Here is a 15,053-nt window from a genome sequence, read left to right as displayed (position 1 = left end):
GAAGATACTGCCGCCCGCCGCTCTTCGTGATGCGCGTATACATGATGTGGCGACAGTAGTCGCCCCATCGTCATGTATCAATGCTGCATTTTCACCAAACGTGTGACGACACTACATCCGCACTTCACCACCCTCTCGCAACCTAACCCCTTGAAATCCCCCCACCGGCCTCTCGCAGAACTCACAAATCCCCCCGGGAGGTGTCGAACTTCGGATCACAGGAATAGGACTTGCGCCGGCCCCGTTCAAAGGCGGCACACCGCATGAAATACCGCCTCGCGGATGACGCCGACTTGATTTTGCGTGACCCTCCGGGCGGGGCCTTCGCGCAAAATCCGCACCCGCCTTTCCGAAATTGGCCCGGCACTGGTCAGGCTATTGATTTCCGGCACCTTTTGCCCGTCAATCGGTCTCGGCCCCCGGTTCACATGTTACCGATCCCGGTGAAACACGTGACATGGCGGAAGCCGATCGGCCCTGTTTCACCCACAACAATTGATCTTGAATCACGCGCATGCGAGTGCGCGTGATTACGCGAATTCGTCGCCCCGGAGTCCAGAAAAAAAGAAGGCCCGGCAAAGCCGGGCCTTCTTGCAGCGGGCAGGCGAGGGAGGCGTCAGGTGTCGCGCGGCTCGAAGGTCAGACTGCGCCCGTTGATGCAGTGCAGCGGCTCGCCCTCCACGAGCAGGATGTGGCCGAGATGGCTGCCGCACCGCCGGCAGTGCACTTCGATCATGTTTCCCGGTGCGTTCGGATCCATCCCGTAGGCTTCTTGCGGCGAGTCGATGCCGGTCAGGACGGTGTTCGGCTCGGAATGCGCGAAGAAGACCCACCCCTTGTCGAGCGGCACTCTCCACTCAGAGGAGTAGACGTGCAGATTGCAGCCGCCGCAACCGTAGGTGCCCGGGCGCGTCTCGGTCCACAGGTCGCTCGAGGCCGGCAATTCGGTCTGCCCCCCCCCGGAGGATGACGTAGGACTCATCGTCGAGCAGTGCGCGCCATTCCTCCTCCGTGCGAGTGATCTCGAAGGTGTAGGGATCGGATTCGGGGCTGGCCGGAAAGCTCGGGGCAGAAGCCTGTCCTGCCGTGCCGAGGCCGATACCTGCAACGGCCGAGGACGCGAGAAACCCGCGACGGGTCAGGGGAGAAGCGTGACGGGTCATGGTTCCGCCTCCATGTTGCGATGCGTGCATTCCGCAAGCTACGCCCCATCGCCAAATCTGCCAAAACACCATGACGAGAGAAGGCGGGAGGAAAGGTTCACTTGGCAGTGACGCGCTGTAACAGAAGCGCCGCGTTCGGAAGTTTCGCGGCCACATCTGCAATGGCCGCAGGCCGGTGTGGCCGCACCCTTCATCCAGGATCGGGGAAATGACCGGCATGGTCCCGAACAGTCCGTGGAATCAATCTGCCATACAGACCCCGAATGCCGACACCGGCGCAGGCCATCGGTAAAGGGCTGTCGCCGATCTCTGCGGGTTTCGACGCCGCCCTGCGCGTCGACAGCCGCGCCGAGCGGCAGGGCGGGCACCAGCGGCCAGGACCGAGACGGAGACCCGCGGCGCGAGGTGCATCGACATCGTGCCCTGCCGCACCTGCCTGTGCCCGCCACGCCGCGCGAAGCGCCGATGGCGACCGCGTATTCCCCTCCGAGCCGAGACCATGCCGGCCACGTCGAGCCCCTGCAGCCGCGCCGTGTTCACGCCGGCCTCGCGCTCTAGGCTCGACGCCCTCCGGTTCGATCTGCCGAAGCCCCCGCTGCCGCCAAAGCCTCCGAAACGGCCGGCCGTCAAGGCCGGTTGTCGCGCCGCAACCGGGCACAGCCGAGGCCGCCACGGAGGCGAGCGCCGCCCGTTGCCAAGTCATTCTTTCTTCGGGAGGACGCGGCCGCGCGCCCCCGTCCCGGCCAAAGACCGCTGCCGCCTACACCGCCCTCGTGAGAGATGCTAAGATGAACCTCTCGGACGGGCGGCACCGCGCGGTCCGCCGGTCCGGCAGCACCGGATCGTCCCGAATCCCGAGGCGCGAGCATGCCGGCATGACCCGCCCCCTCCGCAGGCTGCCCGCCGGGCTCCTCGCCGTCGCGCTGCTCTCGGCCGCACCACCGCCGGTCGCCGCGTTCGATACAGTGGCGCCTTTCGGGGCGGGCAGGGTCGAGGCGGCCATAGGCGCGCACCGGCTCGACGTGTTCACCTACCGGCCGGCAGACTGCGCCCGCCCCTCGGCACTGCTGGTCTTCCACGGGACCGGGCGCACCGCCGAGGCCTACCGCGACCGCGCGCGCGACGCGGCACGAGGGCTGTGCATGTCGGTCTACAGCCCGCTCTTCGACCGGGAGCGCTTTCCCAACGCGGCCTACCACAGGGGCGGGCTGGTCGGCCCAGATGGCCCGCGCGACGTCGGCGCGTGGACGATCGGGGCGGTCGACGATCTCGTCGCCTGGGTGCGGGAGCGCGAGGGAGCGGCCACGCCCGTCTACCTGTTCGGCCACTCCGCCGGCGCGCAGTTCCTGTCGCGCTACGCGGCCTATGGCCGGCCCGAGGGCGTGGCGCGGATCGTGCTGGCCAACCCGGCGACCCACGTGATGCCCAGCGCCGACTGGCCCGTCCCCTACGGCTTCGGCGGGGCACCGGACGAAGCCCTGGACGGGACGCTGGAGCACTACCTCGCCGCGCCGGTGACGATCTATCTCGGGCAGGAGGATACAGGCGCCCAGAACCTCACCCGCAACCGGTGGGCCGACGCTCAGGGCGCGACGCGGCTCGAACGGGGTCGGACCGTGTTCCGCGCGGGGCGGGAGGCGGCGGCGGAGCGGGGGCTGCCCTTCGGCTGGCGACTGGTCGAGGCGCCGGGCATCGGCCATTCCTCGCGCGACATGCTGGCCGCCGCCGAACTGACCGAGGCGCTGGGGCTGGCGGTGGGTGCGCCTGCCGACTAGCCTCAAGGCGGAGCGAACGCCGATGCAGCCGCCTGGCGCGCGGCCGGCTCGCCGGGCGGCACGAGACGCTCGAGGCAGGGCGCCCCGCCCACGCGAGCCGTGGCCCAGCCGCCCCGATGCGCGGCGGCGAAGCGGGCGAATGCCGCCTCGCCCAACGGGCGGCTGCGAAAGCCCGTCGCCGCGTTGTCGGTCAGGATCGGCACGAGCCGCAGGAGCGGTGGCCCGATCTCGCCGAAGGAGAGCAGGGCCACAAGGCCGATCGCTGCCACCCCCTCGATGCCGAAGCGGCCCGGCGTGTTCCAGGCGCAATTGCCGAGGCCGTAGATCACCGGCCGCCCCCCCACCATCTCGAAGCCCTGCGCGACGTGCGACCCGTGCCCGATCACGATGTCGGCCCCCGCGGCGACGAGCTGCCGGGCGGCGGCGCGCTGGGCCTCGCTGGTCGGAGCGTAGCTCTCGCCCCAGTGCGGGAACGCCACGACCAGAGGCTCGGGCAGGCGCTGCCGCACGCGGGCGATGTCGCGTCGCAGCCGCAGGGGCGAGAGCGGGGCCACCCCCGCCAACCCCCGGTTCGTGTACCAGCGGAATGCGTGGTCGTAGACGGGTCGATACTCGAAGGCGCCGAAGACGGCCAGCGTGCGCGCGCGCCCCGCGGTCTCGAATGGCACCAGCCAGGGCAGGCCGGCGAGCGTGGGGCCGGGCCCGGCTCCGAAGGGGCGAATGCCGACGCGGGCAAGGCGGCGGCGCGTCTCGGCGAGGCCCTCGCGCCCGCAGTCGAGGGCATGGTCGTTGGCCAGCGACAGCGCGGTGAAGCCGGCATCGCGCAGGGCGGCGGCGGTCTCTTCGGGCTGCGACCAGGCGAGGCCGGGCTTGCGGCCGGCGAGCGCGGGGTCGGGCCGGTCCGACAGCGGCGCCTCGAGATTGGCCACCGCCACGTCGGCGGCGTCGAACAGGCAGGCCAGCCCCGAAAGCGAGGCGGCACGGCCCTCGGCCCCGAGCTTGCGCTGCAGCGGCGCGGCACGCGGATGGTGCATGAAGTGCTCGCCAAAGCCCACGTCGCCGGCGAACAGCGCTGTGAAGGCGGCCGCCATGTCACCCCTCCCCGGGCATGTCATTCTTCCCGAAAGGCGCGCGACAGGCTGCGGGCGATGGGTGCGGCGAGGTAGTCGAGCGCCGACTGCGCCCCCGTGGCGATCATGACCTCCGCCCCCATCCCGGCCTGCAGCGGCACGCCGCTGCGCTCGACCGCGCCCGGCTCCATCGCCACGCGGGCGAGGTAGTAGGCCGCACCCGTCGCGGGGTCGGCGAGCCGGTCGGCCGAGATCGTCTCGACCCGCCCCCCGACGCCCGAATGGCTGCGGCGGTTGAGCGAGGTGAGCCAGACCGTGGCAGGCATGCCGGGTCCGACGCGATCTATGTCGAGCGGATCTATCCGCGCCTGCACGACGAAGGCGTCTCCCTCTGGCAGGAGGCGCATCAGCGTCGCCCCGGCCTCGACCACGCCGCCGACAGTGCCCACCGACATGTCGACGACGATGCCCGCGACCGGCGCGCGGATCTCGGTCCGGCGCAGCACGTCGTCGGCGGCGGCGAGCTGCTGTTCGAGCTCGTGCACGCGCGCGGTGACGGCGCGCAGTTCCTCGGCGATCTCGGTGGCGCGCAGGGCCTGCAGCTCGGCCACCCGCAATCGGGCCTCGGCGGCGCGCTGCTCGGCGGCGCCGATGGCCGCGCGCGTCTCGGCGACGGTGCCCTCAAGCTCCGCGCGCTCGCGCTCGAGGCGCAGCACTTCCGAGCGACGGGCGAGATCACGGTCGAGCAGGGCGCGGGCCGTGGAGAGTTCCTCGTCGGTGATGGCGAGCCGGCGCTCGCCCGCCACGATCTGGCCGCGCATCCCGTCGATCTCGGCCGCGAGCCCCTCGCGTGTGCGGTCGAGGATGTCGAGACGCTCGGCATGCAGGCGTCGGCGGGTGTCGAAGAGGGCGCGCTGGTTCGCCATCGCGTCCTGCGCGGCAAGGTCGGCCAGACGCCCGGCCAGCACGTCTGGAAAGGCGATCGCGTCGGCCCCGTCGCGCTCGGCCGTCAGGCGGGCCTGGGTGGCGAGCGCCTCGAACAACCGCGCCTGCAGTTCGTTCCGGCGGGCGCGCGGCCCGGTCGCGTCGAGCTGCAGCAGAACCTCGCCGTGCGCGACCCGCTCGCCGGCGGCGACCGGGATCGCGGCGACGATCCCGCCCTCGAAATGCTGCACCTCGCGCAGACCCGTCGCGGCAGCGACGACACCGGGCGCGACAACCGCGCTCTCGATCGGCGCCAGCCGCGACCATGCGCCGAAGGCGAGCACGAAGGCCGCGACGATCGTCACCCCGAAGAGGGTCGTGCCTCTGGGAAAGGGCGGGTCGCTCCGGGTCATTTGACGCGCCTCAATGCGCCCCGCGCCGGGCGCTCGGCCCGGGCGGGCGGCGCGAAGCCGAAGCCGTCGGCGTCGAGGATCAGGTGGGTGTCGGCCAGCCGGTGCAGGCTGCCGGAGCGATAGGATTGCGTGACCACCACGATCGCCCCGGCCGCCTTGAGGTGCCGCAGCCCCGCCTCGACGATCTTGCGCGAGGGCGCGTCGAGATTGGCCCACGGCTCGTCGAGCAGCACCAGCCGGGGCGCCCCGTGAAAGGCGCGGGCGATCGCGATCCGCTTGCGCTGGCTGCCCGACAGGCGATCGAACGTCTCGGGCGAGAGTGGCGTGTCGTAGCCCTCGGGCATGCCGAGGATCAGGTCGTGCACACCCGCGAGCCGCGCGGCGTCGGTCACGTCGACGAGCGAGCCACGCTCCATGCCCGCGATGTTCTCGCGCACGGAGCCGGCGAAGAGCTCGACATGCTGCGGCAGGTATCCGATCAGGCGGGCCCGGTCCTCCGGTCCGAGGATGGCGACGTCGGTGTCGCCCAGAAAGACGCGGCCGTGGCGCGGCGACTCTATCCCGACGATCAGGTGGGCGAGCGTGGTCTTGCCCATGCCGCCCTCGCCGCTGATCAACAGCATCTCGCCGGGCGCGACCCGCAGCGACAGCCGCCTGAACAGATCGCGCCTCTGGCCCGGGTGTCGGTGGGTGACATCCTCGACCCTGAGGGCGGCGCGGTCGGTGCCGGGGTGCAGATCGGGCGCCGGCGCAGGGGGCACGGCAAGCGCGGCACGCACGGCGGCATGGCCGCGCCGCGCCGCGCCGAGCGCCCGCGACGAGCGCGCCGCCCCCTCGACCACCGAAAAGCCGAAGCCCGCCATGACGCGCGCCGCGAAGACGCCGCCGAGGGTCAACTCTCCGCGCAGGAACAGCCACATGCCGAGCCCGATCATGCCGAGCCGCATCGCCTGCCCGAGCGCCCGCATCAGCCCGCGGAACAGGGCGCGGTCGCGGTCGAGCCGCTCGCGCTCGGCCAGCCGTCCCGCCGCGGCGTTGCTCCACCTTTCGGCGAGCGCGGGCGACATGCCCAGCGCCCCGATGCTTTCGCGGTGGCGGTCGGCGACGGCGAGCAGCGCCCCGGCGTCGCGCCCGGCCGCGCCCGAGGCGCGCCGCGGCTCGACCGAAACCGCGTCCTGCACGACGGCGAGAGCGACGAGCGCAAGGCAGGCCGCGAGCGCCAGCCCGCCGAGCCATGGGTGGACGAGGGCGACCCCGAGCAGGAACACAGGCACCCACGCCACGTCGAGCCAGGCGGCGAGCGAGCGCGTGACGAAGGCGCGGATGCGGGCGAGGTCGGACAGCGCCGCGTCGAGGTCTGGTCGGCGCGCGGAGGCGCCACCGCCGAGGCCCCGCGCCACAAGCTCGGGGCCGAAGCGGCGCTCGATCCAGTAGCCCCAGTGGGTCAGCATCCGCCTGCGCACGATATCGAGCGCGGCGCCCGCGGACAGAGCGGCGAGCGCCATCAACGTCAGCAGCGCCAGCGTCTCGACGCTGCGGCTCGCCGGGATGCGGTCGAGCACCTGCAGCAGGTAGAGCGGCAGGGCGAACTTCAGCAGGTTGACGGCCGCGCCGAAAACGACGACCGCAGCGAGGCCAGGGGCCGAAGCGCGCCACGCGGCGGCGAGCGCGGTCTCCTCCCCGGCGGCGCGGTGCGGCGTCTTCTGGGTCCTGCGCATCCGTCCTTTCCTTTCCGCCCCGCTCGATGTGTCGCCCGGCGCCCCTCAGCCCCCCTGCACGGCATAGGCCCCGCCCGGCAGCAGCGGGTGCGACGCGCCGTCGGCCGGGTCGCCGTCGCCCTCGGCGCGAATGTCCCAGCCCGGATCGTCCCAGCCCGTCTCGCCCCAGCCCGTCTCGTTCGTGGCGGCGTGGCCGTGGCGCCCCTCGCCGCCCACGACGAGACCGAAGCCATCTTCGCCCGCCTCCTCCCCGGTCTCGAACAGGTCGAGCTGGTCGATCGTGAGCGCGGGTCTCTCGTCTTCCGCCCGCGGGGCGAGGCCGTTGCGCTCGCAGATCTCGGCGATGCCGGCGCGCAGGGGGCGCAGGTCGATCCGCTCGAACTCCGCTCCGCCCAGCATGACCACCAGCCGCCTCAGGGCGCCGTCGCCCTGCGGCTGGCCGAGCCCCTCGATCACCGAAAGCACGAGGTCGGGCGCGAGCACCTGTCCGAGAAAGCGCGGCCGATAGGTGCCCTGGGCGAGGCGCGGCACGAGAACGTGGATCATGCCGAGCCCGCTCGACCAGATGCGGTGCTGCACCCTGCGTGACGGCGCACCGCCCGGCGCGGCGGCCTCGCCCTCGGCGGGCAGGTAGCGGCGCAGGTCGGCTTCTACGATGAACCCCGCCACGAGGTGCAGCACCTGCCGCACCCCGGCCACGGCCCCGTCGGGCAACCCAGCCGCGCTGCCGCGCCGGTGTCGCGAGGCAGGCGCGCCGCCCGCCGGGGCGAGTGGCCCGGCGAGCCGTCTCAGCGCGTCGGCCATGCCGTCGGGCGCGGCCCAGAGTTTCTCGGCGGCCCGCTCGCGCAAAAGCGGCACCAGCCCCCCCTCCTGCAGGTGCCACGGCGAGAAGTAGCGCAGCCCCGTGGCGGCCTCGGCCTCGCGCACACCGAGCGGCGACAGGCCGATCCGGCCGCTCAGGCCCACGAGGTCGTGCCCGGCCTCGCGCAAGGTGGCGACCCCCGACATCGCCCCCATCGAGTCGTAGGCCGAGAACAGCGTGCCCAGCGTGACCCGCCGGATCGCCTCGCTGCGGATCAGCGCCGCCGTCTCGAGCTGCTGCAGCCCGTCGGCGATCTCGATCACGGCAAGGTCGCAGCCGGTCTCGGCCGCGAGGTTCATCAGGCGCCACGCGGCGCGCTCGAGATCGGGGATCGCGACAAGATACGTGCTGGGGAAGCCGGCATCGGTAAAGTCGGCCGCCAGTTCGGCGCCGGCGTCGCCCACGATCCACAGGTCGCCGCCCGAGCCGGTGCCGGTGATCTTGAGCGCGGCGACGCGGTGCCCGAGCCGGCGGAAGCCGCGCACCATCGAGGCGGCGGCGAGCGACTTGCCCGCGTTCATCGAGGTGCCGAGCGACAGGATCGCGGGGATGCGCGGCAGCGCGTCCGACGCCTCGGCGCGAAAGTCCATCAGGTTGAGCCGCCGGCCCTCGGCATCGGCCGCCAGCCCGATCGGGGTGATCCGCGTCGGGTGGATCATGCGGCGGTGGCGGGCGATCTCGATGGCGGCGACGCCCCCCGCCGCGACGAGGTCGCAGGGCGCCAGATCGAGGCCGACGATGGCCTCGTACTGGTCGGGGGCGTAGCGGTTGCCGTAGGCGACGAGAATCTCGTCGCCCGGGAACATCACCGCCCGGCGGCCGCTGGCGAGCTCCAGCCGCGCCTGCTTGCCGATCTCGTCGACCCGCGCCAGCACGATGTCGCCGGAATGCGGCCGGATATCGCCGGTCAACAGAGTGCGAACGCGCGCGTAATCCACGCGGCGCGTCGCGAACGCCGCCTTCGCCCGGTCGAGGCGACGCCTTTCGAGCACCGTTACCGGCATTTCCTGATCCCCACACGACGAATTACGAAGACACTTCCACCGACTCGGCAAATTACCACGTTTCCCGGCATCGCGGAATGCCGCCCGGAGGGAAATTCGAGATCAGGAGCACGTTTCGGAAGCGGCGCGAAATCGGGAATCGCGCAGGGCAGACCCGGGCTGGCCTGCCGTAAATCCGGCGTCGATCCGCCGGAAAATGGGCGCCAGAGGCGCCCCGATCATTACCTGGGAAAATCGTGCCTGATGACGATATCCCAGATTTCTCGATTTACCGCGTTCAGCGCCTCGACCGCGGCGTCGACATCCGTGAGCGCCGTTTCGTCGATCTGCGCCGTCTCGCCGATCTTGAGCCGGTCCTTGCGATCGGCGATGCGCATCAGGATGGTCTGCGCCGTGCCCGCCTGCCGGTCGAAGGCGTAGATGCAATGGTTGTAGCGGTTCCGCAGGGGCGAGTGCCGCATCAGCCCCTTCGTGGCCCGCAGAACCTCGCGCCGCACATCGGGCGGCGTGCGCTCGAGCTTGCTCAGCCGCTCCACCAGGTCGACCCGCGCGCGCGTGGTGTTGAGCGTCAGGAAGATCACCAGCGCCGTCTCGGTATCCGTCCGCGCGAGGCCGGCGATCAGGTGGATCAGCAGGCTCTCGGTGTTCGTCCAGGTATAGTTGAGCCGCCCCACGCGCGTCAGGAGGCGCGAGAAGGGGTCGGCTTCGCCCGGCGCGTCGATCGGCGCGGGGTGGATCATGGATGCACCGAATCGTTCGAGGTCTGCAGGTAGCGGCCCACAGCCTCGGTCCGGTTACGGACGCCCAGCTTCTGGATCAGGTGGTGCATGTGCAGCTTGACCGTATGCTCCGACACCCCGAGGTCGAAGGCGATCACCTTGTTCTGCTTGCCCTCCGAGGCGAGGTGAAGGATCTCGGATTCGCGTGGCGTGAGCGACGAGAGCCGCGGCGCGAACGTCTGCTTGCAGGGCAAGGGCCGCGACATGACGAGGTCGGCCGGGATGTATCCGTGCCCCAGCGTCAGCAGGCGCAGGATGGCGACCCAGCAATCGAGCCGCACGTCCATCGGCAGGAAGCTGAACCGGCCGACATCGTGTCGTCGCTGGACCTCGGCGAAGAGAGCGGCGGCTCGCTTTGCATCGGTATAGGCCACGGCGACCCGCTGGGCGGGCCACTTGTCGAGCTCCGTCAACAGCTTGTCCGGCTCCGGCCACAGCACCTCCTCCTCGAGCAGCCATAGCCCGCGCTGCGCCGGTTCGGCCGCAGCGGCCTCGGCAAGGCTGCCGCAGTCGACAACGTCGATCTCGGCAAACTCGGCCCCGATGATCGCCCGGTAGGACGACGTCAATGTCAGCCCCTGGCCGACGACCTTGATCTGAAACGCGGACACGGCATCAATCCCCCCTGATGCGCTACCATACTCACTGATCGACAGGTCGCCCGCCCCTTGGAAGCCCACGACTGGCACGCCAGAAATTTCTGCCTTGCCAGAGTGTTATGCTCTTGGAGCTGTCTGCTTGTGCAGGTTGAGTAGAGCATAACAATGTAACGAAAGCAAGAAAATTACCTTGGGTTAACCCTTGTGACAGGTCGCGTTAACCTTTCGGTGTAGGGGGCTCCGCGACGCCGGGCCCGGCCGCTGCCAGGCTGCACAGCGCCGCGGCGCGTGCCCAGGGCCGTCACCCGTCCGCGAGCGCCGCCCTGACCGGACGATGCGCGACCGTCGGGCCCGCGACGGCCCCCTCCGCGCATGGCGCGGGGCGCGCGCCGCCCGAGACTGCCCGAACGGTGATAAACCTTTCGTGCAGCTATCGTGAATTGGCCTCTCGCCGCACCTTTCGATTGCGCCCGGCGAAATCGGGCGTGCGGGCCGGCGGCAAACGCCGCCCGCGATCGAAACCGCGCCGAGGGCGCCGCGTTGCAGATGAATTGCGGGCTCTTCGGGCGAAAGCACCGATGGTGAATGAAATGGCAAAAGACACGAAGAGCGGCAACACGCAGAATATGCTGTTCGGCGATCTGCAACTCCAGGGTCAGGATCAGTGGCAGGACCAGGATCAGTGGCAGGACCAGTACCAGTGGCAGGACAGCGAACAGGATCAGCACCAGGACCAGACGACCACGGTCGACGTCGAGACTGATACCGACAACGACAACGACAACGACAACGACAACGACAACACCAACGGAAACACCAACACCAACAGCGACACCAACTCGAACACCAACGACAACAGCAGCGCCAGCAACCACAGGACCAACACCAACACCGACACTGACTCGACATCCACCCACACGACCGACACCGACACCGACGTGGATGTCGACGTCGACGTCGACTTCGGTATGGACATGGAAGGCTACATGCCGAACGACGACGACTTCGCCGACGTCGACGTGAAGGACGGCGGCGAGACCGGGCACATCGCGATGGCGCGCGATGGTGACGCCATCATCGACATCGGCGACGACGTCGACCTGGAAAACGTGCTCAACAACGCGCTGAACGGCGAGGGCAACGACAGCGCCGCCGTCAACGTGATGTCGAACCGGCTGAGCGACGACGACACGCTCGAGGATCCGGACGTCTCGAACGAGGATGGCAGCTGGTCGATCGACGGCACACACGTCGACGGCGGCAGTGCCACAAGCGACGACGGCATCAACGCCGATGGTGGCGCGGGCTCCGCCTCCAGTTCTGCCGGCCATGCCGGTGCGCATGGCGGCAAAGCCAAGTCCGAGACTGAGGTGGACGCCAAGGTCAACGACGTGACGACCGGCTCGGCCACCGCGCACGACGCCGACTCGGGCATCACGGCCAAGGCAGGAAACGCGGACGGCGAGGCCGAGAGCGAGTCGAATGCGGGTGGCGAGGACGGCTACAGCAAAGGTTACAAGCACGGCGATGGCCGCGACGACAGTGATGGTGCCCGTTCCGGCAGCGACAACGAGACCAACGGCGGAGACGACGCCAACATCGAGGAGTTGACGGCCGAGGCCTGGTCCTACGCCATGTCCGGCGCTGCCGAGGCGATGACGGGCGAGATCAGCGACACGACCGGTGGCAGCGCCACCACCGGCCCGGCCCGTGTCGACTATGCCACCGGCGAAGTCTCCGGCGGCAACGGCGGCAGCGGCGGCCAGTGGGGCTCGGCCAACGGCGACGACGGCTTCGTCGAGGGAACCTCGGCGGCCTCGGCCGACGCGATCCTCGACGCGATGGCCTTCAACCAGTCGATCTCGATGGGCGCCAACGTGCTCGGCAACCAGGTCGACATGACGACGGTCGGCGGCAATCTCAACTCCACCTCCGTGGTGGGCGGCGAGGAAGCCGAGGGCTGATGCCACTCCGGCGCGGGCGCTCGATGCGCCCGCGCCTGCACCATGCGGGGCAAGGCCGGGCGATCCGGCCCCCCGCCCGAGACGCCAAGGGCCCGCGTGGCGGCAACCGCCGCGCGGGCCCCGACTTCCCGGCCGGGCCGGGGGATAGTTCAGGCGCGCCATGTCCTTCGATCGAGTGACAGAAGAGATCGCCCATTTCATCGGGCTCTTCCTCGCCACGGAAGGCGCGGGCCGACCGGCCCCCATCTACGACGCGTTCGCCCCCCCGCTGACCGACCCCGAACTCGATCCCCTCCTGTTTCCGGGGACGATCTACCGCTTCCTCTACGGCCCGCAGGGCTACACGCCCGATGGCGGCGGGATCCCCGCCTCGGACGGCGGCGGAGTGCCGCTCCTGCCGCGCACCCTGCCCCTGCCCCCGCCGGGCGACGTCGCCCTGTTCGGCCCCGGCCTGTCGCTGCCGCCGGTGCCCGAGCCCCTCCTGCTCCCGGTCCTGCCGCCGCCCGGCCAGTTCTTCCTTCTGGCGCCGCCGCCCGGCTCTGTCGCGACGCTCACCTGGCAGATCAACGGACTGTCCGACCGCGACGTGCTCGACGTCTCGCCCGAGGCGGTCGCGGCCTGGCGCCTGTGGCAGGCGCCGCGGCTGGAGGCCCTGACGCAGAAAGCCGAGGCGCTGCAGCCGCTCGATCTCGCGGCGTGGGCCCTGCCCTCGGGCACGACCGAGATCGCCGCCGAGGGGCTGGCGCTCGCCGTGACCCGCTTCGCCGAGCGGGCCGAGGCAGCGGCAGCGCATGGCGAGACCTTCACCGTCACCGGCCCGGGCGCCTTCGGCACCTTCGTCGACGGAGAGGCGGCCGAGCGGATGCCGAAGCTCTCCGACGCCGCGCCCCGCCTGCCCGAGGTCGAGCAGACCTGGTTACCGGGCATGCCGGCGCCATTCTTCACTATCGGCGACGGGTCGGTCGGCGCGATCACCGGGGGCAACGTGGCGATGAATGTCGCCGTGGGCAGCCACGTCCGGGTCGACGCGCCGCTGATCCTCGTGGGGGGCGACGCGATCTCGCTCGACCTGGTGAGCCAGGTCGCGGTGCTCGCCGACGACCGGTTCGGCGCCGCGGCGGCAGGCGCCGAGGGCGGCAACCTCGTGCAGAACGCCGCACGGCTGACTCCGGGCGCGCAGATCGTCGAGACGCCTGAGCTGGGCGAGACCGACCGGCTGCCAGAGACGGTGATCCTGTCGAGGATCACGGGCGACCTCGTCAACTACAGCTGGACATCGCAGGTCAACGCCGGCGACGACGGCGACGCCGTGACGCTCTCCGGCGGCGGCTCGTGGGTGCTCACCGGCGACAACCAGCTGCTCAACCTGGAGCAGCTCGCGACCTCCGGGATGGCGTTCGACCTGATCCTCGTGGGCGGCGACATGGTGAGCGTGTTCGCCACCGCGCAGACTGCCGCGCTTTTCGACGTCGACCTGGTGCAGGCCCCGACGGCCGCATCCGGCGCACAGACACCTTCGCCATCCCCTGCAGGCGAAGGTGACCCCGGTGACGGCCTTTTGGTCGCGCCCGCCGCCTCCGCCTTCCCCAAGTCCCCGTACGCGGAGGCGGCGTCAGATTCCGATGGGCCGGGCGGGGCGGGCGCCGCCGGCCCTGCCTCTCCTGCCGCCCTGCCCGCCGGCGCCGCGATCGACGCGACGACGGCACCGGGCACGAGCACCGCCGGTGCAGGCGTCGACACGCTGCCCGGCGGAGAGGCCGCCGCGCCCGACCCCGCGCCCGCCGAGGCCGCGGCGGCGCCCCAGACGCCCGCCGAGACGGTGCTCGGGCCGGGGAGCCACGGCAATGTCGTGTCGAACACCGCCGATATCGTGCACAGCTCGCTCGACAGCTTCAGCGCGTTGACCGGCGAGCTGAAGGAGATGCTGGCCGACTTCGACCCCGACGCGCCCCGGCTCGACCCGATCCTGTCCGTGCCCGCTCTGGCCGACCTCGACGTCGTGCGCGTGCTCCACGTCTCGGGCGACCTCGTCAACGTGCACGCGGTCAAGCAGACCACCGTCCTGTCCGATGCCGACCTCGTCGCCGGGGCGGGCGCGGCGGGCGCGATCACCGGGGCCAACATGGTCGCCAACACGGCGGCGACGGTCGACATCGGGATGGACTCGGTCGTGATGGCGGGGGGCGACCTCTACACCGACGCCTTCCTTCACCAGGCGGAGTTCGTGGATTTCCACGATCCCGGCGGAGCGGGCGGCGCGGGGCCGCCCTCGCCGTCGGGGCTGGCGAGCGAGGCGGTGGCCTTCCTCGCCGACGGCATGCTCGACGCGCAGTTCGGCGCGCTCGGCGGCATCGACACCGAAGCGCACCTGGCAATGGCCAATCTGGGGGATGCGGGGCCCCCGGCCGACATCATGCAGGTGATGCTGTCCTGATCTTCCACACGGCTTTTCGGGGGAGGAAGCCATGAGAGACCTCAGAGACGACGAAGCCACGGACGGCGCCGTTCGGGCGGAGGGCGACTGGCAGGGGACCGGCGGCAGCCCGGCCGCGCGCCGCGACTGGCGTGGCCTCGACGGGCGCGACCTGTTCTCCCACCGCCCGTGGGAGCCGCAACGCCTTGGCGCACACCGGCGCTGGAGCGAGGATGCAACGAAAGCCGAGGGGACCCGGGCGAGCGCGGCGGCCCGTCTGATGGCGGCGGAGGCCAGCGCGGCGGGAGCGGCGGCACGCGCCGCGGCCGAATGCGCCGCGGCGCGGCTGCGTGGCCGCGGCGTCGATGG

10 protein-coding genes and 1 pseudogene are annotated in these 15,053 nt (G+C 71.1%); 3 read left to right on the top strand and 8 right to left on the bottom strand.

Going from position 1 to position 15,053, the window contains the following annotated elements:
- Positions 1-616: 616 nt before the first annotated feature.
- Positions 617-982 (bottom strand): peptide-methionine (R)-S-oxide reductase, encoded by a 366-nt coding sequence (locus DLJ49_RS05760; protein WP_115392558.1) that lies wholly within the window; start codon positions 980-982, stop codon positions 617-619.
- 94 nt (positions 983-1,076) lie between these two features.
- Positions 1,077-1,163 (bottom strand): annotated as a pseudogene (locus tag DLJ49_RS22835) (twin-arginine translocation signal domain-containing protein); the annotation flags it as partial.
- An 875-nt stretch (positions 1,164-2,038) separates the two neighbouring features.
- Between DLJ49_RS22835 and DLJ49_RS05750 the strand changes: the two are divergent.
- Positions 2,039-2,938 carry an alpha/beta hydrolase gene (locus tag DLJ49_RS05750; RefSeq protein WP_115392585.1) on the top strand — a complete coding sequence of 300 codons (900 nt, stop codon included), beginning with the start codon at positions 2,039-2,041 and terminating at the stop codon, positions 2,936-2,938.
- A 2-nt stretch (positions 2,939-2,940) separates the two neighbouring features.
- Here the strand turns inward: DLJ49_RS05750 and DLJ49_RS05745 are convergent, their stop codons facing one another.
- The 6 genes from DLJ49_RS05745 to DLJ49_RS22350 all read right to left on the bottom strand — a co-directional run bounded on the left by DLJ49_RS05745 (position 2,941) and on the right by DLJ49_RS22350 (position 10,319).
- Positions 2,941-4,029 carry a CapA family protein gene (locus DLJ49_RS05745; RefSeq protein ID WP_158547402.1) on the bottom strand — a complete coding sequence of 363 codons (1,089 nt, stop codon included), beginning with the start codon at positions 4,027-4,029 and terminating at the stop codon, positions 2,941-2,943.
- Between the two features lie 20 nt (positions 4,030-4,049).
- On the bottom strand, positions 4,050-5,345 hold the full coding sequence (locus tag DLJ49_RS05740) for an HlyD family type I secretion periplasmic adaptor subunit (protein WP_115392555.1): 1,296 nt from the start codon (positions 5,343-5,345) through the stop codon (positions 4,050-4,052).
- The gene (locus DLJ49_RS05735; RefSeq protein WP_115392554.1) at positions 5,342-7,063 is read right to left on the bottom strand and encodes an ATP-binding cassette domain-containing protein; all 1,722 of its coding nucleotides are present in this window, start codon (positions 7,061-7,063) and stop codon (positions 5,342-5,344) included. Before DLJ49_RS05735 ends, DLJ49_RS05740 begins: the two co-directional genes overlap by 4 nt.
- Before the next feature lie 45 nt (positions 7,064-7,108).
- A complete protein-coding gene (locus DLJ49_RS05730) occupies positions 7,109-8,863 on the bottom strand; it encodes a hypothetical protein (RefSeq protein ID WP_147277267.1) in 1,755 nt (584 codons plus the stop codon).
- Positions 8,864-9,150: 287 nt separating this feature from the next.
- Positions 9,151-9,669, bottom strand: a complete 519-nt coding sequence (locus DLJ49_RS05725) for a hypothetical protein (RefSeq protein WP_233488767.1) — start codon at positions 9,667-9,669, stop codon at positions 9,151-9,153.
- Positions 9,666-10,319 (bottom strand): helix-turn-helix transcriptional regulator, encoded by a 654-nt coding sequence (locus tag DLJ49_RS22350; RefSeq protein WP_233488765.1) that lies wholly within the window; start codon positions 10,317-10,319, stop codon positions 9,666-9,668. The genes DLJ49_RS05725 and DLJ49_RS22350 overlap by 4 nt, the downstream gene beginning before the upstream one ends.
- Before the next feature lie 566 nt (positions 10,320-10,885).
- On the opposite strand from DLJ49_RS22350, the gene DLJ49_RS05715 reads away from it, so the two are divergent.
- Together DLJ49_RS05715 and DLJ49_RS21675 are read left to right on the top strand one after the other, a co-directional pair.
- Positions 10,886-12,271, top strand: a complete 1,386-nt coding sequence (locus DLJ49_RS05715; RefSeq protein ID WP_115392552.1) for a hypothetical protein — start codon at positions 10,886-10,888, stop codon at positions 12,269-12,271.
- A 160-nt stretch (positions 12,272-12,431) separates the two neighbouring features.
- On the top strand, positions 12,432-14,705 hold the full coding sequence (locus DLJ49_RS21675) for a hypothetical protein (protein WP_158547401.1): 2,274 nt from the start codon (positions 12,432-12,434) through the stop codon (positions 14,703-14,705).
- The last annotated feature ends 348 nt before the right edge of the window (positions 14,706-15,053 follow it).

Source organism: Rhodovulum sp. 12E13 (assembly GCF_003340565.1).
In the GTDB taxonomy this organism is placed as follows: domain Bacteria; phylum Pseudomonadota; class Alphaproteobacteria; order Rhodobacterales; family Rhodobacteraceae; genus HLUCCA09.
This window is presented reverse-complemented; position numbering and strand designations above follow the sequence as displayed.